The sequence below is a fragment of the Sphingopyxis sp. C-1 genome (genome assembly GCF_001047015.1).
In the GTDB taxonomy this organism is placed as follows: Bacteria; Pseudomonadota; Alphaproteobacteria; order Sphingomonadales; family Sphingomonadaceae; genus Sphingopyxis.
This window is the reverse complement of the sequence record NZ_BBRO01000001.1, coordinates 304,099-324,439: the sequence shown is the minus strand read 5'-3', so window position 1 is coordinate 324,439 and position 20,341 is coordinate 304,099. Positions and strand designations below refer to the sequence as shown.

The following is a 20,341-nucleotide window of genomic DNA, read 5'->3' as shown; positions in this document are numbered from 1 at the left end:
GATGGGTGACGGCTAGGCCCCTCATCAATGACTATTTGGACCAAATTCCCGCACTGGCGCGATGCTCTCGCATGGCTCGCGCTCGGCGCGCTCATTCTCGTCACCGTCGCGCATCTCTTCACCCGCCCCCCGGCGATGCCCGACTATGCCGAGGTCCGCGCCGACTGGCGCCCCAGCGAAGCGTGGCTCTATGACCGCGACGGCCGCCTGCTCGACAGCGAGCGCGTCAATTTCCAGCGCCGCCGCCTTGCTTGGGTGCCGCTGAATAACATCAGCCCTGCCGTCCGCGATGCCGTCGTGCAAAGCGAGGATCGCCGCTTCTGGTCGCACGGCGGGGTCGACTGGCTCGCAATCGCCAGCGCGATCCGCGCGAGGTGGACCGGCGACCGCTCGCGCGGCGCTTCGACGCTGGCGATGCAGCTCGCCGCCTTCATCGATCCCACGCTCGCGCAGCCGGGCAAGCGCGACTGGCGAACGAAGATTCGCCAGATGCGCGCCGGTCAGGCGCTCGCCGCGCATTGGTCGCACGACCAGATGCTCGAGGCTTATTTCAACCTCGTGCCGCTGCGCGGCGAGGCGCAAGGGATCGGCGCGGGCGCGCAAAGTCTGTTCGGCAAGAAGCCCGCCGAAATGAACCGCACCGACGCCGCGCTTTTCGCGGGGCTTCTCCCCAATCCGGCCGCCGACGCCAAAGCGCTGGGCCGCCGCGCTTGCCGCGTCGCGAAGGCGAAGGATTGCGCCGCGGTCCGCGCCGCCGCCGCGACATTGGTGTCGGGCGAACATGCCGCGCGCTTCGATCGTGCGCTCGCGCCGCATCTCGCGGTCCGTCTGCTCGACAAACCCGGCAAGCGCGTCACGACGACGATCGACCGCCGTATCCAGACCGCCGCAATCGTCGCGCTGCGCCGCCAGCTCGCCGGGCTGGGTTCGGACCGTGTCCGCGACGGCGCGGTCGTCGTGCTCGACAATGCGACGGGCGAAGTGCTCGCCTATGTCGGCGGCGTCGGTTTGAAATCGACCGCCGCGTCGGTCGATGGCGCAAACGCGCGGCGGCAGGCGGGTTCGACGCTCAAGCCGCATCTTTACGCGCAGGTCATCGAACATGGCTGGCTCACCGCCGCGTCGATCCTCGACGACAGCCCGGTCCAGCTCGACACCGCGTCGGGGCTCTATGTCCCGAAAAATTACGACCACAGCTTCAAGGGGCCGGTCAGCGTGCGCCACGCGCTCGCCTCGTCGCTCAACGTCCCCGCGGTCCGCGCGCTCGTGATCGACGACGTCCAGCAATTCCGCGACCGCCTCTGGGCGCTCGGCTATCATGGCCTGGTCGAGGATGGTGAATATTATGGCTTCAGCCTGGCGCTCGGATCGGCCGAAGTTTCGCTCGTAGAACAAGCCAATGCCTTCAGAACATTTGCAAATATGGGGAAGTGGTCGCCGGTCAGCTTTGACATTACGCGGCACCTTCGCCAACATCCGCCACGCCAGATCGTCAGCCCTGCCGCCGCCTTCATCGTCGGCGACATCCTTGCCGACGCCTCGGCGCGCACCGACGCCTTCGGCTCCGACAGCGCCCTCCGCCTCCCCTTCTGGGCCGCCGCCAAGACGGGCACATCAAAGGGCATGCGCGACAATTGGTGCATCGGCTGGTCCGACCGCTTCACCGTCGCCGTCTGGGTCGGCAATCTCGAGGGCGATTCGATGCGCGCCGTCTCGGGCACCTCGGGCGCCGCACCCGTCTGGCGCGACGTGATGCTCGCGCTCCACGCTGGCACCCCCGGCAAGCCTCCCGCCATGCCGAGCGGGGTCGAAGTCCGCCAGATCACTCTCTCCGGCACCCGCGAACCGCCGCGCCGCGAATATTTCATGGCGGGCACCGCGCAAAGCGAAATGGCCGCCGCCCCGCAAGCCGCGCGCCGCCCGCGTATCACCAGCCCGGTCAGCGGCAGCGTCTACGCGCTCGACCCTGACATCCCGATCGACCGCCAGCGGCTCGCGGTAACGGTGAGCGGATCGGTCGCTGGCTATCGCCTGATCCTCGACAAGAAGCCGCTCGGCGACGCCGATGCGGGGCAACAGATCCTGCCGCGTCCCGGGGTTCATATGCTCGCGCTAGTTGATCCGGGCGGCCGAATGATTGACCGCGTGCGCTTTACGGTACGGTAAGCGGCACCAGCCCCTGAAATTAAGTTGCGCTGACGCGCGGAGCGGCTAGTCTGTCCCGCCAAGAGAAGGGGCGGCAGTTTCAGCCGCTCACAAGGGGAAGATTATGCTATTTGACCGCGTAAAGCCGTTGGATGCCATTTTGGCGACAGCGGAAAAAAAGTCGCTTACGCGCACGCTCGGCGCCTTCCAGCTCACGATGCTGGGGATCGGCGCCGTGATCGGGACCGGGATTTTCGTGCTGACCGCCGAAGCCGCGCAAAAGGCTGGTCCAGGCATGATGATCAGCTTCATCATTGCCGGCTTCGTCTGCGCCTTTGCCGCGCTCTGCTATGCCGAAATGGCCTCGATGGTCCCCGTGTCAGGCTCGGCCTACACCTATAGCTACGCCGTCATGGGCGAACTCATCGCATGGATGGTCGGCTGGGCGCTGATCCTTGAATATGCGGTCGCCGCAGGCGCCGTTTCGGTCGGCTGGTCGGGCTATGTCGTCGGGCTGATCGAACATGCGTTCAGCATAGACATACCTTCGGCATGGGTGCTCGGACCGTTCGACGGCGGGATGATCAACCTGCCGGCGATGTTCATCGCGGGCCTCGTCACGATGCTGCTCGTCATCGGCACGCGCGAATCGGCGACGATCAACGCGATCCTCGTCGTCATCAAGGTGCTGGCCCTGACGCTCTTCATCATCCTCGCGGTTCCCGTGATGAATATGGAGAATTTCGAACCCTTCGCACCGCTCGGCATCGGCGGCATCGGCGCCGCTGCGGCCTCGATCTTCTTCGCCTATGTGGGCTTCGACGCGGTCTCGACCGCGGCCGAGGAAACGAAGAATCCGCAGCGTAACATGCCGATCGGCCTGATCGGCAGCCTCGCGATCTGCACCGTCTTCTATCTGCTCGTCGCCGCCGGTGTCATCGGCACCGTCGGTGCGCAGCCGGTTGGCATCGACGCCGCCGCGGGCCATGCGCTTGAACCGGGCAGCCGCGAACTCGCCGCTGCATGCGGCGCGATCGGCGACCAGGCGGTCGTCTGCTCGAAGGAAGCGCTGGCATGGACGCTGCGCGAAATCGGCTGGCCGCAAATCGGCAACCTGATCGGCCTCGCCGCCGGCCTCGCCCTGCCGTCGGTCATCCTGATGATGATGTTCGGCCAGACCCGTATCTTCTTCGTCATGAGCCGCGACGGTCTGCTTCCGCAGGCCTTCTCGAAGATCCATCCGAAGTTCAACACGCCGCACGTGATCACGATCATCACGGGTATCGCGGTCGCCTTGTTCGCCGCCTTCTTCCCCGTGGGGCAGTTGGCGAACATCTCGAACTCGGGTACGCTCTTCGCCTTTGCCGCGGTGTCGATCGCGGTGATGGTGATCCGCCGCACCGATCCGGGCCGCCATCGTCCGTTCAAGACGCCGCTGATCTATATCACGGCGCCGATTGCGATCCTTGGTTGCCTCTATCTCTTCTTCAACCTCGACCAGAAGAGCATCAACCTCTTCCTGATCTGGGCCGCGATCGGGCTGGTCGTCTATTTCGTCTACAGCCGTTCGCGCAGCCACGTGGGCCTCGGCCATGTCGAAGTGCATGAAGACGACGCGGACGCACCCCCGCCGCCGGTCCCGCCGGCACCGTCGTTCAACTGACGGTTTGAAACGCTAAACGGAAAGGGGGCTTCGGCCCCCTTTCTTTTTGCTGGGAGTCCGGGGTGGGCGAGGACTGCTAGCGACCTCTTTTGGACATGCTCCATCATCGTCACTCCGGACTTGATCCGGGGTCCCGCTTGATACCGGAGCCGGCGGGCGCGCAAAAAAAACGGGATCCCGGATCAAGTCAGGGATGACGAAGGAAGAACAAGCCACGCCCGCTCACCCCAATGATGCGCCCACACCCCAAATTCCGAACACCCCGTTAACCGCGCCGCAACCGCCGTCATCGTAATTTCACAAAGCCGACCGCTTTTCCCTTGCGGTGGGGCGGCGGCATCGCCACGTTGCATTTCTAAGGGGGCCGCTCTCCCCGGCCTGGTCCCCGCAAGGAGATGAAGACCATGCCGTCCTTTTCGGAAAGCCTCGAAAAGACACTACACAACGCGCTGAAGGCCGCTTCGGAGCGTCACCACGAATATGCGACGCTCGAGCATCTGCTCTATGCGCTGATCGATGACGATCATGCCGCCGAAGTGATGCGCGCCTGCGGCGTCGCGCTTGACGACCTGCAATCGGCGGTCGTCCACTATCTCGACACCGAGCTCGACAGTTTGAAGGTCGAAGGACATAGCGACCCATCGCCCACATCGGGCTTCCAGCGTGTCGTCCAGCGGGCGATCCTGCATGTCCAGTCGTCGGGCAAGGATGAAGTGACGGGCGCCAACGTCCTCGTCGCCTTGTTCTCCGAACGCGAATCCTATGCCGTCTATTTCCTGCAGCAGCAGGATCTGACGCGCCTCGACGCAGTCTCTTATTTGAGCCACGGCGTCGGCAAGGGCGGCAAGCCCTCACCGCAGGCCGAGCCCGAGGAAAAGGAAGAGGCCAAGGAAAAGGCCGACGGCAAGAACAAGAAAGAAACCGCGCTCGACCAGTTCACCGTCAACCTCAACGAGAAGGCGAAAGGCGGCAAGGTCGACCCGCTGATCGGCCGCAGCGCCGAGGTCGATCGCACGATCCAGATCCTCTGCCGCCGCAGCAAGAACAACCCGCTTTATGTCGGCGATCCCGGCGTCGGCAAGACCGCGATCGCAGAAGGTCTCGCGCGTAAGATCATCGAAGGCGACGTGCCTGAGGTGCTGCTGCCCGCGGTGATCTATTCGCTCGACATGGGCGCGCTGCTCGCGGGAACGCGCTATCGCGGCGATTTCGAGGAACGGCTGAAACAGGTCGTGACCGAACTCGAAGGCCTGCCGCACGCGATCCTGTTCATCGACGAGATCCACACGGTGATCGGCGCAGGTGCCACCTCGGGCGGCGCGATGGACGCGTCGAACCTCCTCAAGCCCGCTTTGTCGGGCGGCGTCATCCGCTGCATCGGTTCGACGACGTACAAGGAGTTCCGCAACCATTTTGAAAAGGACCGCGCCTTGCTTCGCCGGTTCCAGAAGATCGACGTGGTCGAACCGACGCTCGAGGATACGAAGAAAATCCTCGCGGGCCTGCGCAGCGCGTTCGAGGCGCATCATCAGGTGCGTTACACGCAGGACGCGATCAACGCAGCGGTCGACCTGTCGGCGCGTTACATCAACGATCGTAAATTGCCCGACAAGGCGATCGACGTGATCGACGAGGTCGGCGCGATGCAGATGCTGGTCGCGCCGTCGAAGCGCAAGAAGACGATCACCGCCAGGGAAATCGAGGCCGTGATCGCGACGATGGCCCGCATCCCGCCCAAGTCGGTGTCGACCGACGACAAGGCAACGCTCGCCAGCCTCGAAACCGACCTCAAGCGCGTCGTGTTCGGCCAGAACACCGCGATCGAGGTGCTCTCGTCGGCGATCAAGCTGAGCCGCGCGGGTTTACGCGATCCAGAAAAGCCGATCGGCAACTATCTCTTCTCGGGCCCCACCGGCGTCGGCAAGACCGAGGTCGCCAAGCAGCTCGCCTCGATCATGGGCATCCCGCTCCAGCGCTTCGACATGTCGGAATATATGGAACGCCATTCGGTCAGCCGCCTGATCGGCGCGCCGCCGGGCTATGTCGGCTATGATCAGGGCGGTCTGCTTACCGATGCCATCGACCAGAATCCGCATTGCGTGCTGCTGCTCGACGAGATCGAAAAGGCGCATCCCGACCTGTTCAACATCCTGCTGCAGGTGATGGATAATGGCCGCCTTACCGATCACCACGGCAAGACTGTCGACTTCCGCAACGTCATCCTGATCATGACGACCAACGCGGGCGCCAGCGACATGGCGCGCGAGTCGATCGGTTTCGGCCAGTCGACGCGTGAGGATGTGCAGGAAGAGGCGGTGAAACGCATGTTCACCCCCGAATTCCGCAACCGCCTCGATGCGATCGTACCCTTCGGCTATCTGCCGCCCGAGGTTGTCGCGCGCGTCGTCGACAAGTTCATCCTCGAACTCGAACTGCAGCTCGCCGACCGCAACGTCCACATCCAGCTCGACGATGCGGCGCGCGAATGGCTGACCGGCAAGGGCTATGACAAGCTCTATGGCGCGCGTCCGATGGGCCGCCTGATCCAGGAAAAGATCAAGCAGCCGCTCGCCGAGGAACTGCTCTTCGGCAAGCTGGTCCACGGCGGCGAGGTCAAGGTAAAGATGAAGACCGGCGAAGACGCCCATGTCGGCAATCCGCTCGCCTTCGAAATCACCCCCGCCGCGCCCAAGGCCGGCAAGGGCAAGGCGAAAGCCGACAAGACGAAGAAGGCTGCGGAGTAAGGTGACGGGGCGGCCGATGGCCGCCCCTCGCTTTTTCAGCCTCCAGCGACTATATCACTCGCATGTACGACTATGTCTCCGTAACCGCTGCCGACGCCGCGGCCCCCGCCCGTGTTCGCGACGGCACGATCAAGCTGCATGACGAAGCTGGCTTTGCCGGCATGCGCAAGGCGGGCCGGCTGTCGGCTGAAATCCTCGACGCGCTCGTTCCCTTCGTCCAGCCCGGCGTTACCACCGCCGCAATCGACGACCTTGTCCGCACGATGATGCTCGATGGCGGCGGCATCCCCGCGACATTGGGTTATCGCGGTTTTACGCATAGCTGCTGCACCAGCATCAACCACGTCGTTTGCCACGGCATCCCCGACGACAAGCCGGTACGCGAGGGCGATATCGTCAACATCGACGTCACCAGCATCGTCGACGGCTGGCACGGCGACACCAGCCGCATGTATCTGGTCGGCGATGTGCCGATCAAGGCGAAGCGCCTCGTCGAGGTCACTTACGAATGCCTGATGCTCGGCATCGAGCAGGCAAAGCCCGGTAACCGCATGGGCGACGTTGCGCACGCGATCCAGACCCACGCCGAGCGACATCGCTATTCGGTCGTCCGCGATTTCTGTGGCCATGGTCTCGGCCAGATGTTCCATGACGCGCCCGAAGTCGTCCACGCCGGCCGTCCCGGCACCGGACCGGAATTGCGCCCCGGCATGTTCTTCACCATCGAGCCGATGATCAACACCGGCAAATATGCGGTGAAGATGCTTGCCGACGGCTGGACCGCGGTCACCCGCGACCGTTCGCTCTCGGCGCAGTTCGAGCACAGCATCGGCATCACCGAAACCGGCTGCGAGATTTTCACCGCCAGCCCCAAAGGTCTGAACGCGCCGCCCTGGCAATAATCCGCGTGACGACTCCAGTTTCTTCATCCCGGACTTGATCCGGGGTCCATGACTTTCAACGCGGCGCTTGCCTGCACACACCCCGAATCAAGTCGAGCGAGCCACGTGTCTCGTTCGAGGGTCACGATAGGAGAGCCCCCCGCCCTCACCCCCCATTTTCCCGCTTGCGCACATGCGCCTTCGGGCGCAGTCTTGACGTTAACGTCAACGATAGGCGTCGAACGGGAGAGCAAGGGATGGCGAAACGGGTCTTTACGGCCGCGCTGCTGGGCTGCGCGGCACTGGCACTGGCTTCATGCAACGCGTCGAAAAACGACAGTGTTTCAGGCGGCGGATCGATCGACGATGCCGAGAAAGCCAGTGAGACCCTCCTCAAGACCGGCGGCAATGGCGATAATTGGGGCGCGATCGGTTACAGCTATGACGAGCAGCGCTTCAGTCCGCTGACCGATATCAACGACGAAAATGTGGGTGAGCTCGGTATCGCCTGGACAGCCGACCTTGACGATGCGCGCGGACAGGAAGCAACGCCCGTCGTCGTCGACGGCGTAATGTATGTCACCCATGCCTGGTCGAAGGTCAGCGCTTGGGACGCCGCGACCGGTAAATCCTTGTGGAAGTTCGACCCCAAGGTCCCCGGCGAGCGAGCGGTTTCTGCTTGCTGCGACGTCGTCAACCGCGGCGTTGCGGTGTGGGGCGACAAGGTCTTCGTGGGCGCGCTCGACGGCCGCCTGATCGCGCTCGACAGGAAGACCGGCAAGGAACTGTGGTCGACGCAGACCTTCGACACGTCGAAACCCTACACGATCACGGGCGCGCCGCGCGTCGTGAAGGATATGGTGCTGATCGGAAACGGCGGCGCCGAATTCGGGGTGCGCGGCTATGTCACCGCTTATGACGCCGACACCGGCAAGGAGCGCTGGCGCTTCTACACCGCGCCCAATCCGACCAAGGCGAAGGACGGCGCGGCGTCCGATGACATCTTCGCATCAAAGGGTAACGCGACCTGGTCCGATAAAGGCGAGTGGCAGACCTCAGGCGGCGGCGGCACCGTCTGGGACGCGATCGTTTACGACAAGGATCTGGACCAAATCTATCTGGGCGTCGGCAACGGCAACCCATGGAACCATGGCACGCGCTCGAATGGTGAGGGCGACAACTGGTTCCTGTCCTCGGTCGTGGCGCTCGACGCCACGACCGGCAAATATAAATGGCATTATCAGGAAACGCCGGGCGAGACGTGGGATTATACCGCAACCCAGCCGATCATCCTCGCCGAACAGGCGATGAACGGCAAGCCGACGAAGGTGCTGTACCATGCACCGAAGAACGGCTTCTTCTTCACGATCGACCGCACCAGTGGCAAGTTGATCGACGCCAAGCCCTTCGTTGACGGGATCAACTGGGCGACGGGTTACGACCTCGCCAGCGGCCGCCCGATCGAGAATCCCGAGGCGCGCTTCTACAAGACCGGCAAGCCGTTCATCGCGATCCCCGGCGCGCTTGGCGCACACAACTGGCACCCGATGAGCTACAATCCGAAAACCGGCCTCGTCTATATCCCCGCGCAGCAAATCCCGCAGGGCTATCTCGCCGACATGACCGAACTCGACAAACGCAAGGTCGTCGGGTTCAACATCGGTACCACGCTGACCGGCACGATGCTCCCCGACGACAAGGCAGCGTTCCGCGCCGCGGTCGCCGCGACCACCGGGCGGCTGGTGGCATTCGACCCGCGCACCGGCAAGGTCGCATGGGCGGTCGACCACCCCGCGGCGTGGAACGGCGGTACGATGACCACGGCGGGCAATCTTGTCTTCCAGGGCACCAGCCTCGGTCGCTTCCGCGCCTATACCGCCGACACCGGCAAGCAATTGCTCGACCTCGACATGCAATCGGGGATCGTCAGCGCGCCCTCGACCTTCCGCGTCGGCGGCGTCCAATATGTGGCGTTCATGACGAGCAAGGGCGGCGCCTTTCCGCTTGTCGCCGGGGTCGCGGGCGGCGCGACGCGCAAGATCCCGAACATCCCGCGCCTTGTCGTGATGAAGATTGGCGGCACGGTGAAACTCCCTGCTCCGCCGTCCTCCGCCGCGCTCGCATGGAACCCGCCGCCGATGACCGCATCGCCGGCGCAGGTTTCGGCAGGCAAGGCGCATTTCGGGCGCTATTGCATCGTCTGTCACGGCGACAGCGCGATCGGCAACGGCTTCACCCCCGACCTGCGCGTCTCGGGCACCCTCGCCAATGCCGAGGCGTGGAAGGGCGTCGTAATCGGCGGCGCCCTGAAAGACCGCGGCATGGTGAGCTTCGCCAATGTGCTCACCCCCGCCGATGCCGAGGCGATTCGCGCCTATGTCATCGAGCGGTCGAACTGGACCAAAGCCAATCTGGCCGACTCCTCGGCGCCGATGGGACGCTGACTGCTCAAAATTTAGGCAGCCGAAGAACGTCGTTGCCCAGCCCTTGGGCAGCAGCGTTCTTTCGTTTCAAATTTCTTACCAAATCCCCGCGATTCGCCAATTGGCACGGCTTTTGATTGGTGCAAGATGGCGGGACATCGCACCGACTCGACGGCAGACCGGACCAGGCAGGCCTGATCCGGCTTGACGCGCAAGGAGCGGCGGCCAGCCCAAAGGGGGACGAAAAGCGTGAAGAAGATTGAGGCGATCATCAAGCCGTTCAAACTCGACGAAGTGAAGGAAGCGCTGCACGAAGTGGGTGTCAGCGGCATCACCGTCACCGAGGCCAAGGGTTTCGGACGGCAGAAGGGTCACACCGAACTGTATCGCGGCGCCGAATATGTCGTCGACTTTCTGCCCAAGGTGAAGCTCGAAGTCATCGTCGAAGACTCGATGGCGGAACGTGTGGTGGAGGCGATCGCCGCCGCTGCGCAGACTGGCCGCATCGGCGACGGCAAGATCTTCGTCATCCCGGTCGAAACGGCGCTCCGTATCCGCACCGGCGAACGCAACGAGGACGCGCTTTAATCTTTCGCATTTTTCGAAAACCCGACAACCCCCGGCACGCCGGACCATTTCGCAAGAAGGAAGCATAGACGATGGCTACGAAGCCCAAGGATATCATCGCGCGGATCAAGGAAAACGACATTGAGTGGGTCGACCTGCGCTTCACCGACCCCAAGGGCAAGTGGCAGCACCTGACCATGGTCGCGTCGATCCTCGGCGAGGACGAACTCGAAGACGGCCTGATGTTCGACGGCTCGTCGATCGAAGGCTGGAAGGCGATCAACGAGTCGGACATGATCCTGAAGCCCGACCTCGATGCCGTCTATGATGATCCCTTCTCGGCCACCCCGATGCTGGTGATTTTCTGCGACATCGTCGAACCGTCGACCGGCGAAGGCTATGCCCGCGACCCGCGCACGACCGCGAAGCGCGCCGAGGCCTATGTCGCCTCGACCGGCATCGGCGACACCGTCTATGTCGGCCCCGAAGCCGAATTTTTCATGTTCGACGACGTCCGTTTCGAAACCGGCTACAACAAGTCGGGTTTCGAGATCGACGATATCGAACTGCCGACCAACACCGGCCGCAGCTATGAGGGCGGCAACCTTGCGCACCGTCCGCGTGCCAAGGGCGGCTATTTCCCCGTCGCGCCGGTCGACAGCGCCGTCGACATCCGCGCCGAAATGGTCTCGACGATGCTCGAAATGGGCCTGCCCTGCGACAAGCATCACCATGAAGTCGCCGCCGCGCAGCACGAACTGGGCCTCACCTTCGGCACGCTGACCGAAACCGCCGACCGCATGCAGATCTACAAATATGTCGTGCACCAGGTCGCGCACGCCTATGGCAAGACCGCGACCTTCATGCCGAAGCCGATCAAGGACGATAATGGCAGCGGCATGCACACCCACATCTCGATCTGGGAAAAGGGCAAGCCGCTCTTTGCCGGCAACGGCTATGCTGGCCTTTCGGACATGTGCCTCTATTTCATCGGCGGCGTGGTCAAGCATGCCAAAGCCCTCAACGCTTTCACCAACCCGACGACGAACAGCTACAAGCGCCTCGTCCCCGGTTTCGAAGCTCCGGTGCTGCTCGCTTATTCGAGCCGCAACCGTTCGGCCTCGTGTCGCATCCCGTACGGTGCGGGCGCGAAGTCGAAGCGCGTCGAGTTCCGGTTCCCCGACGCGATGGCGAACCCCTATCTCTGCTATTCGGCGCTGCTGATGGCGGGCCTCGACGGTATCCAGAACAAAATCCACCCCGGCGACGCGATGGACAAGAATCTGTACGACCTGCCGCCCGAAGAGTTGAGCGAAGTCCCGACCGTGTGCGGAAGCCTCCGCGAAGCGCTCGACAGCCTGCTCGCCGACCACGACTTCCTGCTCAAGGGCGACGTGTTCAGCAAGGACCAGATCGAAGCCTATGTCGAACTGAAGTGGGACGAGGTCTATCGTTTCGAACAGACGCCGAGCCCGGTCGAGTTCGACATGTACTACAGCGCCTGATCCGACAGGGTCAGATCGCCTAAGGAAGGGCGTCCGGTTCGGGGGAACCGGGCGCCCTTTTTCGTCAGCGGGTCATCATTCCGCGCTTTCCGATCGCGACGAACGAACCCAGCAGCAACATAGCCGAAAGCGTCGTGACGACGTCGATCGGTGAGAGCACCGCGCCGAAGCCGAGGAAATCGGCCGCCGCCCAAAGCGACAGAATGACCCAGCTCAGGCAGAAGGCCCACAGGCAGCCTTCGAGACCGAGTTGCCAGCTCAACTCGTCGAAGGCGCCACGCCACCGCCAGCTTGCGCACACGCCCGCGGCGGTCGACAGGAGCAGCGCGCCGATCGCAACTTCGGCGGAAACCGGCCCCGCCGCGAATCCCGGCCCACGCGCCAACGCGAGCAGGACGAGCACGATCCCCGTGATGCCCATGACTGCGGTCGACTGCGCAAGCGTGCTGCGCTCGTCACGCAGTTCGTCGGCATCGCCGACGTTGAGGAGCTTCGCGCCCGCCTGTGGTGCAACAAGGCCGAAGCCTACGAAGGCCCCCATCAGCAGATAGACCAGGCCGACGCCGGCCAGCGCCACGCGCGACGGGCCCATTGCATCGAGCAACCCGGCGCCCGCCAGCGCAAGCGCCGCCGCGGAAAATCCCGCGCCCACCATCGCGCCCACCAGCATCTTGAGGGCCGAAGCCTTGACCTGCGACGCCCGATTTCCTGTCACGGCCTTGTTCATCCTTCGTCCTCCGGCAACCAATGATCGACAAACAGCTCGCGTACCTCGAGCCCGAACAATCGAGCCATGCGCAATGCAAGCGGCAGGCTGGGGTCGTATTTGTCGGTTTCGACCGCGTTGATCGTCTGGCGCGACACGCCGAGCCGGCGAGCGAGTTCGCCCTGGCTCCACGCCGCCTTCTCCCGATATTCGCGAACCCGATTTTCCAACAGCCAAGGCCCTTCCTGTAAAGAACTCTTTACATATCATCAGCCGATCTGTCAAACATACTTTACACCCCGTCGACTTTCTGGCGATTACTTTTTGATAAGCCGAACGCGCTAATAGCAGGACGAATCGGGGGGATATTCAATGTTTCGCATGATAGTTCCGATCATCGCGATGCTGCTTGCAACCGGCTGCGGCAAGATTGCCGAGCTGGCGAACGAGACACGCATCGTTGCCGCGCCGCGCGAGGAGGTGTTCGCGAAGATGTTCGGTAACGACAGCGCCTTCACCGGCTTGCCGCTCGTCACCAACGGCGGATCGACACGGCTCTATGAGCTCATCGTGCAAAAGGGCGAACCCGGATTCGACAAGATGATCCCCGACGAGCGGCCCGATGCGCAAAAGGTGAAGATTGCGGTTGCGATGGAAATCCCGCGCGAAACGCACCTGATCTACAGCGTCGACGATGGCGCGTTGAAGACGGGGCTGAAATTCACCTTTGAAGAATTGGCGCCGGGCCGAACGAAGGTCGCGTTCACGATCGACGATTTGACCGGTGATGGGTCGAAGGGCTTGATGGTGAACCGCTCCGCCCTTCGGAAAATCGCCCGCGACGCGCTCGACAAGCTGGACGATTTCGACGAGGTCAAGGAGCTCGCCTGAGACGAACCGATTCCAATATATAAGTTGGTAAATCAGCGAGGTTGCGATCCCCGCCGATGGGTGACAGGCTGCCCGCCGGGTTCGTTCGATTGCGAAAGGCTGTTGCCCATGCGGATGCGAGTTTTTGCCGCCCTTTTCCCCTTGATCCTCGCTTCGTGCGGCGGCGGCGGAGGGGGCGGAGGCGGCAGCACGCCGCCACCCGCCAGCAACTCTCCGCCCAGCTTCACCTCGGCACAGACTGCAAGCATCGTCGAAAACACCACCAGCGCCTATCAGGCCACCGCAAGCGATCCCGACGGCGATGCGCTGACATTCAGCATCGACGGCGGCGCCGATGCGGGGGTTTTCTCGATTACGTCCGCGGGTGCACTCCGGTTCAACACCGCGCCGAACTATTCCGCGCCGACCGATGCCGATCGCAACAATGTCTACAACGTCCAACTCCGCGTCAGCGACGGCCGCGCGAGTGCGACGCTGACGGTCAACATCACCGTGACCAACAGCGCCGACGGAATCTCGGTCGGGCGCGTGGCGCCCGTCGGATCGACCAGCTTCAGCCGGCCCGTCTATCTTGCGCCGATCCCCGGCGACAGCAACAACGTCTATGTCGTGGAGAATGGTGGCGGGGTCTATCGGTTCAATCCGACGACCGGCAGCAGCACGCGCGTTCTCAACATCACCGATCTTTCGTCGGGCGGCGAACGCGGACTGCTGGGGCTCGCCGTCAATCCAAACAATGTGAACCAGTTGATGGTCGTCGCCACCGGGCCCGACGGCTCGGTGCAGGTCCGCCGCTACACGCTGGGCACCGCGTCGCCTGAGACGACCTATATAACCGCTCTATCGGTTCCGCACGCCGACTCCTCCAATCACAATGGCGGCTGGATCGGCTATGGTCCCGATGGCAACATCTATGTCGCTATTGGCGACGGCGCCACGGGCGGCGACCCCGCGCAGGACACGAATTCGCGCCTCGGCAAGATACTGCGGCTCGCGGTCGATCCGGCGAACGCCAATCGCTTCGTTCCGGCGCCGGGCAATCCCTATATTTCCGGTGGCGGAGACCCCTATGTCTTCGCACGCGGCCTCCGCAATCCGTTCCGGGCGTCCTTCCAGGGATCGACCTTGGTGATCGGCGACGTGGGGGAGAGCAATATGGAAGAAATCAGCATGTTGCCAATCGGTACGCCGGGACTCAATTTCGGCTGGCCCTTCATGGAGGGAACACGCGTCAACCGTGGCACGCCGCCCTCAGGTCTCACGCCACCGGTCGCAGAATATGCGCCCGCCCTCGGCCGCAGCGTGATCGGCGGCTATGTCTATCGCGGACCGATCGCATCGCTGCGCGGACAATATGTCTTTGGCGACTTCATCTCGGCCAATGTGTGGACGCTGCCGTTCGCCGACTTCGCGCAAGGACAGACATTGCCATCGTCGCGTTTCGCCAACCGCAACGACGACTTCAGGCCCGATGTCGACACGCTCCGGCAACTCGCGTCTTTCGGAGAGGACAGCGCGGGCAACCTCTATATCGTCAGCGTGTCGGGCAACATCTTCATGGTGCGTCCGCGAAACTGACGTCGCGGAGCGACTGTCCGGCTGAACGCTTGCCGCGAACGGAAAGGCACGGCACAAGGGCGCCTCCATAGGAGGCCTCCCCATGAAATCATTGCCCTTTGCCGCTATCGTCGCCCTTCAACTCGCGCTGATCCCGGCAGCGCAAGCAAAGCTGTCGAAGGCCGAAAGCGGCATGGCGAAAACGGTCGACGCCGAACAGGCGCGCTCGCTGGCCCTGCTCGAAAAGCTCGTCAACCAGAACAGCGGCTCGCAGAATCTGGAAGGCGTCGAAAAGGTCGGAGCGATGATGCGCGCCGAACTCGAGCCGCTAGGCTTCAAGGTCGAATGGAAACCGATGCGCGATACCGGCCGCGCCGGCCACCTGATCGCGACGCATACAGGCAAGCCCGATGCCAAGCGCCTGCTCCTCATCGCGCATCTCGACACGGTGTTCGAACCCGACTCGCCGTTCCAGAAGTTCACACGCAAGGGCGATATGGGCGAAGGACCCGGCGCGGGCGACGACAAGGGCGGCATGGTCGTGATCGTCGCGGCCCTACGCGCGATGAAGGCCGCCGGCACGCTCAAGGACGCGAATATCGAAATCCACATGACCGGCGACGAAGAGGATTCGGGCAGCCCGATCGAAAAGGCGCGCGCCGACCTGATCGATGCAGGCAAGCGCAGCGACGTTGCGCTCGATTTCGAAGGGCTCGTCCGCGACAATGGCGCGGACATGGGGTCCGTCGCACGGCGCTCGTCGGATAGCTGGACCGTCACCGCCACGGGCAAGAGCGCGCACAGCTCCGGCATTTTCAGCGCCGCGGCGGGCGACGGCGCAATCTATGAGCTGACGCGGATCGTCTACCGTTTCCGCACCGAACTCCCCGAACCGAACCTCACCTTCAACGTCGGGCTGATCGCGGGCGGGCAGCAGGCCGAACTCGACGCGGGCGGCATACGCGCGACGGTGAACGGCAAGACAAACATCATCGCGCCGATCGCAATCGCGCGCGGCGACCTCCGCGCGCTGTCGCCCGAACAAATCGAACGGGTGAAAGCGAAGATGGCCGCGATCGTCGCCGAGCATGCGCCGGGTACCGACGCCAAGCTGAGCTTCGATCCGGGCGGCTATCCGTCGATGGCGCCGACCGATGGAAACCGTGCGCTGCTCGCAAAACTCAATGGCGTGAACCGCGACCTCGGCCTTGCCGAAATGGCGCCGCTCGATCCGCTGAAGCGCGGCGCGGGCGATATCAGCTTCGTCGCCGCCGACGTCGACGGGCTCGCGGGACTCGGGCCGTACAGTACCGGCGACCATGCGCCGGGCGAAGCGGTCGATATCCCCAGCATCAGCCGGCAGGCGACGCGCGCTGCCATCCTGATGTCACGCCTTTCTGCTGAAAAGCGCTAAACTGCCGTCTTTCACAGTTGGCCGCGCTTGATTCATCAGGCACAGTGATTAGGTAGCAATCCGAGACGGAATTGACCGCCGATGGGAGAAGAATGATGAGCACCGAAACGCATCTCAAGCAAAATTACATCGGCGGCCGCTGGGTCGACAGCAAGGGCGGCAAGCTCCACGACGTCATCAACCCCGCGACCGAAGAAGCGGCCTCGACCGTCGTGCTCGGCACTCCGGCCGACGTCGACGATGCTGTCGCCGCCGCAAAGGAAGCCTTCAAGAGCTTCTCGCAGACGACGCGCGAAGAGCGTCTCGACCTGCTGAACCGCATTGTCGAAGAGTATAAGAAGCGCGCGCCCGACCTCGCAAAGTCGATGGCATCCGAAATGGGCGCCCCGGTCAGCTTCGCGGGCACCGCGCAGGTCGGCGCCGGCATCGGCGGCTTCATCGGCACGATCGCCGCGCTGAAAGACTTCAGCTTCACCGAAAAATATGCCGCGGGCATGATCGCCTATGAACCGATCGGCGTCGTCGGCATGATCACGCCATGGAACTGGCCGCTCAACCAGATTGCGCTGAAGGTCGCCCCCGCGCTCGCCGCTGGCAACACGATGGTGCTCAAGCCGTCGGAAGAATGCCCCGGCAACGCGGTCATCTTCGCCGAAATCCTCGACGCCGCGGGCGTGCCGCCGGGCGTCTTCAACCTCGTGCAGGGCGACGGCCCGACGGTCGGCAACGCGATCAGCGCGCACCCCGGCATCGAAATGGTGAGCTTCACCGGATCGACCCGCGCCGGCATCCTCGTCGCCAAGGCGGCGGCCGACACCGTTAAGCGCGTCCATCAGGAACTCGGTGGCAAGTCGCCGAACATCGTCCTGCCCGACGCCGATTTTGCCGCTGTGTTGCCGCCGACGGTCCAGGGCGTCCTGGTCAACACCGGTCAGAGCTGCATCGCCCCGACGCGCATTCTCGTCCAGAAGGACCGCGAAGCCGAAGCCGTTGGCGTGATCAAGGCAATGTTCGACGGCACCTCGGTCGGCGATCCGCAGGCCGAGGGTGGCCACATCGGCCCCGTCGTCAACAAGGCGCAGTTCGACAAGATCCAGGGCCTGATCCAGTCAGCGATCGACGAAGGCGCGACGCTCGAAACCGGTGGCACAGGCCTGCCCTCGAACGTCAACCGCGGCTATTATATCAAGCCGACGGTCTTCTCGGGCGTCACGCGCGACATGCGCATCGCCAATGAGGAAATCTTTGGCCCCGTCGCGACGATCATGGCCTATGGCGACCTCGACGAAGCCGTCGATATCGCCAACGACACCGAATATGGCCTGTCAGCGGTCATCTCGGGCGATCCCGCGAAGGCGGCCGGCCTGGCGCCGAAGCTGCGCGCCGGCATGGTCGCGGTCAACGCATGGGGCCCCGGTCCGGGCGCGGCATTCGGCGGTTACAAGGCGTCGGGCAACGGCCGTGAAGGCGGCGTGTTCGGCCTCAAGGACTTCATGGAAGTGAAGTCGATCAGCGGCATTCCCGCCTGATCTCAATATCCTCCCTGCGGCGCAGCCGTGGGGAGGATCAAGCCCCCTCCTCTGAAGAGGAGGGGTTTTGCGTTGGGGGAAGAGCGGCTATGCGCGGGTCCATCATGACGACCCGCTCACCGCTCGCCCCCGAATCTTTTCCCGCCCTCCCCGACATCGCCGGGGTTACGCGCCGCGTCGCGCGCGCGCAGTACAAGAATTGGGACCGCTGCGACCTCACCTATGTCGAGCTTGCGCCCGGCACCGCAGTCGCGGGCGTATTCACGCGCAACGTCTGCTGCTCGTCGGAAGTCGAGCTCGGCCGCGAACAGGTCAAGGGCGGCAAAGGCCGTGCGCTGATCGTCAACGCTGGCAATAGCAATGCCTTCACCGGTTATCGCGGCCGCGAGGCGGTCGAGCAGATCATGGCTCAGGTCGCCGGGCATCTCGGCTGCGACGCAAACGAAGTCTTTGTAAGCTCGACCGGCGTGATCGGCGTACCGTTGCCCAAGGACAAGGCGCGCGCCGGCGTCGAGGCCGCACTGACCGCCGCCGTCTGCTCGTGGGAAGCCGTCGCCGAAACCATCGGCACCACCGACACCTTTGCCAAGGGATCGGGCGCCAGCGCAATTGTCGGCGGCACGACCGTGCAGGTTGCTGGCGTGGTCAAGGGATCGGGCATGATCGCCCCCGACATGGCGACGATGCTCGGCTATATCTTTACCGACGCCGCAGTTGCGCCTGCACTGTTGCAGGAGATGCTGAGCGAGGCGACCGGGGGCAGCTTCAACAGCATCACCGTCGACAGCGACACCTCGACCAGCGACACGGTGCTGCTGTTTGCGACGGGACAGGCCGGCAATGCGCCGCTCAATACCCGCGACGATCCGGGCGCCGATGCGCTTTACGCCGCGATCCGCGCCGTCGCACTCGACCTCGCGCATCAGGTCGTGCGCGACGGCGAAGGCGCATCGAAGTTCATCGAAATACAGGTGACGGGCGCCACCACCGACGACAGCGCCAAGCGCGTTGCGCTCGCCATCGCCAACTCACCGCTGGTCAAGACTGCGATCGCGGGCGAGGATGCCAACTGGGGCCGCGTCGTGATGGCGGTGGGCAAGGCGGGCGAACCCGCCGACCGCGACAAGCTTGCGATCCGCTTCGGCGATCATTGGGTCGCAAAGGACGGCCTGCCGGTCGACGGCTATGACGAGGCGCCGGTGGCCGCGCATCTGAAAAGCCAGGACATCCGCGTCGGCGCAGATCTCGGTCTCGGCGAAGGCCGCGCGACCGTTTGGACCTGCGACCTGACGCACGGCTACATCAGCATCAACGCCGACTATCGGAGCTGAGCCGATGCTCACCATCTGGGGCCGCCTCAACTCGCACAATGTCAAAAAGGTCGCATGGTTCGCCGTCGAACTCGGCCTGCCCTTCGAACGCCACGACGTCGGCGGACAGTTCGGAATGGATGCCGCCTATCTGGCGAAGAACCCCAACGCACTGATCCCGACGATCGAGGACGACGGCGTCATCCTGTGGGAATCGAACGCGATCCTGCGCTATCTCGCCGCAAAACATGGCGGCGAGCGATTTTGGGCTGCCGACCCGGCGGCCCGCGCAGTCGCCGACAAATGGATGGACTGGCAGATCGATTATGCCGAAGGGCAGCGCGACGCGTTCGTGAATCTGGTTCGCAAGACAGCCGAACAGCGCGATCCGGCGGCGATTGCCGCGTCAGCCGAACGTTGTGCCAAGCGAATGACTGTCCTCGACGCCGCGCTGGGACAGTGGCCCTGGCTTTCGGGCGCGGATTTCGGCATCGGCGATATCCCGATGGGCGTTTACGTCCATACTTGGCTCTCGCTCGAAATCGAGCGGCCCGCACTCCCTCATCTCGAGGCGTGGTACGCGCGGCTCAGATCACGGCCAGGCTATGCCGAACAGGTCATGATTCCGCTGACCTGAAAACAAAAAGGCCCCGGTTTTCGCCGGGGCCCTTGCATCAGTTACAGCGCGCCTTCGAGCCAGCCCTTGAGCGCGCTCTTCGGTGCCGCACCGACCTTGGTGTCGGCGATCTCGCCATTTTTGAACAGGATCATCGTCGGAATGCCGCGCACGCCATATTTGGCGGGGGCGTTCGGATGATCGTCGATGTTCAGCTTTGCGATCACGACCTTTTCGCCCAGTTCGTCGGCGATTTCCTCGAGCGACGGGCCGATCATCTTGCACGGGCCGCACCATTCGGCCCAGAAATCGACGAGCACGGGGGTGTCGCTGTCGAGGACGTCTGCCTGGAAGCTGTCGTCGCTGATTGCCTTGGTACCCATATGTTGG

General features: G+C 63.7%; 16 protein-coding genes. 13 read left to right on the top strand and 3 right to left on the bottom strand.

Annotation, left to right across the window (positions count from 1 at the left end):
- Positions 1-27 precede the first annotated feature (27 nt).
- The 7 genes from pbpC to glnA all read left to right on the top strand — a co-directional run bounded on the left by pbpC (position 28) and on the right by glnA (position 11,928).
- Positions 28-2,166 (top strand): penicillin-binding protein 1C, encoded by a 2,139-nt coding sequence (gene pbpC / locus SC1_RS01350; RefSeq protein ID WP_062176564.1) that lies wholly within the window; start codon positions 28-30, stop codon positions 2,164-2,166.
- A gap of 103 nt (positions 2,167-2,269) precedes the next feature.
- A complete protein-coding gene (locus tag SC1_RS01345; protein ID WP_062176561.1) occupies positions 2,270-3,808 on the top strand; it encodes an amino acid permease in 1,539 nt (512 codons plus the stop codon).
- A gap of 404 nt (positions 3,809-4,212) precedes the next feature.
- A complete protein-coding gene (clpA, locus tag SC1_RS01340; protein ID WP_062183326.1) occupies positions 4,213-6,552 on the top strand; it encodes an ATP-dependent Clp protease ATP-binding subunit ClpA in 2,340 nt (779 codons plus the stop codon).
- 62 nt (positions 6,553-6,614) lie between these two features.
- Positions 6,615-7,454, top strand: a complete 840-nt coding sequence (gene map, locus SC1_RS01335; protein WP_062176558.1) for a type I methionyl aminopeptidase — start codon at positions 6,615-6,617, stop codon at positions 7,452-7,454.
- A 236-nt stretch (positions 7,455-7,690) separates the two neighbouring features.
- Positions 7,691-9,877, top strand: coding sequence for a PQQ-dependent dehydrogenase, methanol/ethanol family (locus tag SC1_RS01330; protein ID WP_062176555.1), 2,187 nt, complete (start codon positions 7,691-7,693; stop codon positions 9,875-9,877).
- Positions 9,878-10,105: 228 nt separating this feature from the next.
- Positions 10,106-10,444, top strand: a complete 339-nt coding sequence (locus SC1_RS01325) for a P-II family nitrogen regulator (protein WP_037518110.1) — start codon at positions 10,106-10,108, stop codon at positions 10,442-10,444.
- Between the two features lie 71 nt (positions 10,445-10,515).
- Positions 10,516-11,928, top strand: coding sequence for a type I glutamate--ammonia ligase (glnA, locus tag SC1_RS01320; RefSeq protein ID WP_062176552.1), 1,413 nt, complete (start codon positions 10,516-10,518; stop codon positions 11,926-11,928).
- Between the two features lie 64 nt (positions 11,929-11,992).
- On the opposite strand, the gene SC1_RS01315 is transcribed toward glnA, so the two are convergent.
- Positions 11,993-12,655: a hypothetical protein gene (locus SC1_RS01315; RefSeq protein ID WP_062176549.1), complete on the bottom strand. Its 663-nt coding sequence runs from the start codon at positions 12,653-12,655 to the stop codon at positions 11,993-11,995.
- Positions 12,652-12,864 carry a helix-turn-helix transcriptional regulator gene (locus tag SC1_RS01310; protein ID WP_062176548.1) on the bottom strand — a complete coding sequence of 71 codons (213 nt, stop codon included), beginning with the start codon at positions 12,862-12,864 and terminating at the stop codon, positions 12,652-12,654. Before SC1_RS01310 ends, SC1_RS01315 begins: the two co-directional genes overlap by 4 nt.
- Before the next feature lie 151 nt (positions 12,865-13,015).
- Here SC1_RS01310 and SC1_RS01305 point away from each other — a divergent pair, with 151 nt between their 5' ends.
- The 6 genes from SC1_RS01305 to SC1_RS01280 all read left to right on the top strand — a co-directional run bounded on the left by SC1_RS01305 (position 13,016) and on the right by SC1_RS01280 (position 19,972).
- Entirely contained in the window at positions 13,016-13,525 is a 510-nt protein-coding gene (locus SC1_RS01305; protein WP_193749076.1) for a hypothetical protein, read from the top strand.
- Between the two features lie 141 nt (positions 13,526-13,666).
- Positions 13,667-15,103 (top strand): PQQ-dependent sugar dehydrogenase, encoded by a 1,437-nt coding sequence (locus tag SC1_RS01300; RefSeq protein WP_238586528.1) that lies wholly within the window; start codon positions 13,667-13,669, stop codon positions 15,101-15,103.
- A gap of 82 nt (positions 15,104-15,185) precedes the next feature.
- The gene (locus SC1_RS01295; RefSeq protein WP_062176540.1) at positions 15,186-16,496 is read left to right on the top strand and encodes a M20/M25/M40 family metallo-hydrolase; all 1,311 of its coding nucleotides are present in this window, start codon (positions 15,186-15,188) and stop codon (positions 16,494-16,496) included.
- A gap of 95 nt (positions 16,497-16,591) precedes the next feature.
- A complete protein-coding gene (locus tag SC1_RS01290; RefSeq protein ID WP_062183323.1) occupies positions 16,592-18,025 on the top strand; it encodes an aldehyde dehydrogenase family protein in 1,434 nt (477 codons plus the stop codon).
- Positions 18,026-18,129: 104 nt separating this feature from the next.
- A complete protein-coding gene (gene argJ / locus SC1_RS01285) occupies positions 18,130-19,356 on the top strand; it encodes a bifunctional glutamate N-acetyltransferase/amino-acid acetyltransferase ArgJ (RefSeq protein WP_062176527.1) in 1,227 nt (408 codons plus the stop codon).
- Between the two features lie 4 nt (positions 19,357-19,360).
- Positions 19,361-19,972: a glutathione S-transferase family protein gene (locus tag SC1_RS01280; RefSeq protein WP_062176524.1), complete on the top strand. Its 612-nt coding sequence runs from the start codon at positions 19,361-19,363 to the stop codon at positions 19,970-19,972.
- Positions 19,973-20,013: 41 nt separating this feature from the next.
- Here SC1_RS01280 and trxA read toward each other — a convergent pair whose 3' ends face one another.
- Positions 20,014-20,334, bottom strand: a complete 321-nt coding sequence (gene trxA, locus SC1_RS01275) for a thioredoxin TrxA (RefSeq protein WP_062176521.1) — start codon at positions 20,332-20,334, stop codon at positions 20,014-20,016.
- Positions 20,335-20,341 lie beyond the last annotated feature (7 nt).

Coding starts and splice junctions, on each gene's coding strand:
- pbpC (WP_062176564.1), top strand. CDS start 28: ATGACTATTTGGACCAAATTCCCGCACTGGCGCGATGCTCTCGCATGG.
- SC1_RS01345 (WP_062176561.1), top strand. CDS start 2,270: ATGCTATTTGACCGCGTAAAGCCGTTGGATGCCATTTTGGCGACAGCG.
- clpA (WP_062183326.1), top strand. CDS start 4,213: ATGCCGTCCTTTTCGGAAAGCCTCGAAAAGACACTACACAACGCGCTG.
- map (WP_062176558.1), top strand. CDS start 6,615: ATGTACGACTATGTCTCCGTAACCGCTGCCGACGCCGCGGCCCCCGCC.
- SC1_RS01330 (WP_062176555.1), top strand. CDS start 7,691: ATGGCGAAACGGGTCTTTACGGCCGCGCTGCTGGGCTGCGCGGCACTG.
- glnA (WP_062176552.1), top strand. CDS start 10,516: ATGGCTACGAAGCCCAAGGATATCATCGCGCGGATCAAGGAAAACGAC.
- SC1_RS01315 (WP_062176549.1), bottom strand. CDS start 12,655: ATGAACAAGGCCGTGACAGGAAATCGGGCGTCGCAGGTCAAGGCTTCG.
- SC1_RS01305 (WP_193749076.1), top strand. CDS start 13,016: ATGATAGTTCCGATCATCGCGATGCTGCTTGCAACCGGCTGCGGCAAG.
- SC1_RS01295 (WP_062176540.1), top strand. CDS start 15,186: ATGAAATCATTGCCCTTTGCCGCTATCGTCGCCCTTCAACTCGCGCTG.
- SC1_RS01290 (WP_062183323.1), top strand. CDS start 16,592: ATGAGCACCGAAACGCATCTCAAGCAAAATTACATCGGCGGCCGCTGG.
- argJ (WP_062176527.1), top strand. CDS start 18,130: ATGACGACCCGCTCACCGCTCGCCCCCGAATCTTTTCCCGCCCTCCCC.
- SC1_RS01280 (WP_062176524.1), top strand. CDS start 19,361: ATGCTCACCATCTGGGGCCGCCTCAACTCGCACAATGTCAAAAAGGTC.
- trxA (WP_062176521.1), bottom strand. CDS start 20,334: ATGGGTACCAAGGCAATCAGCGACGACAGCTTCCAGGCAGACGTCCTC.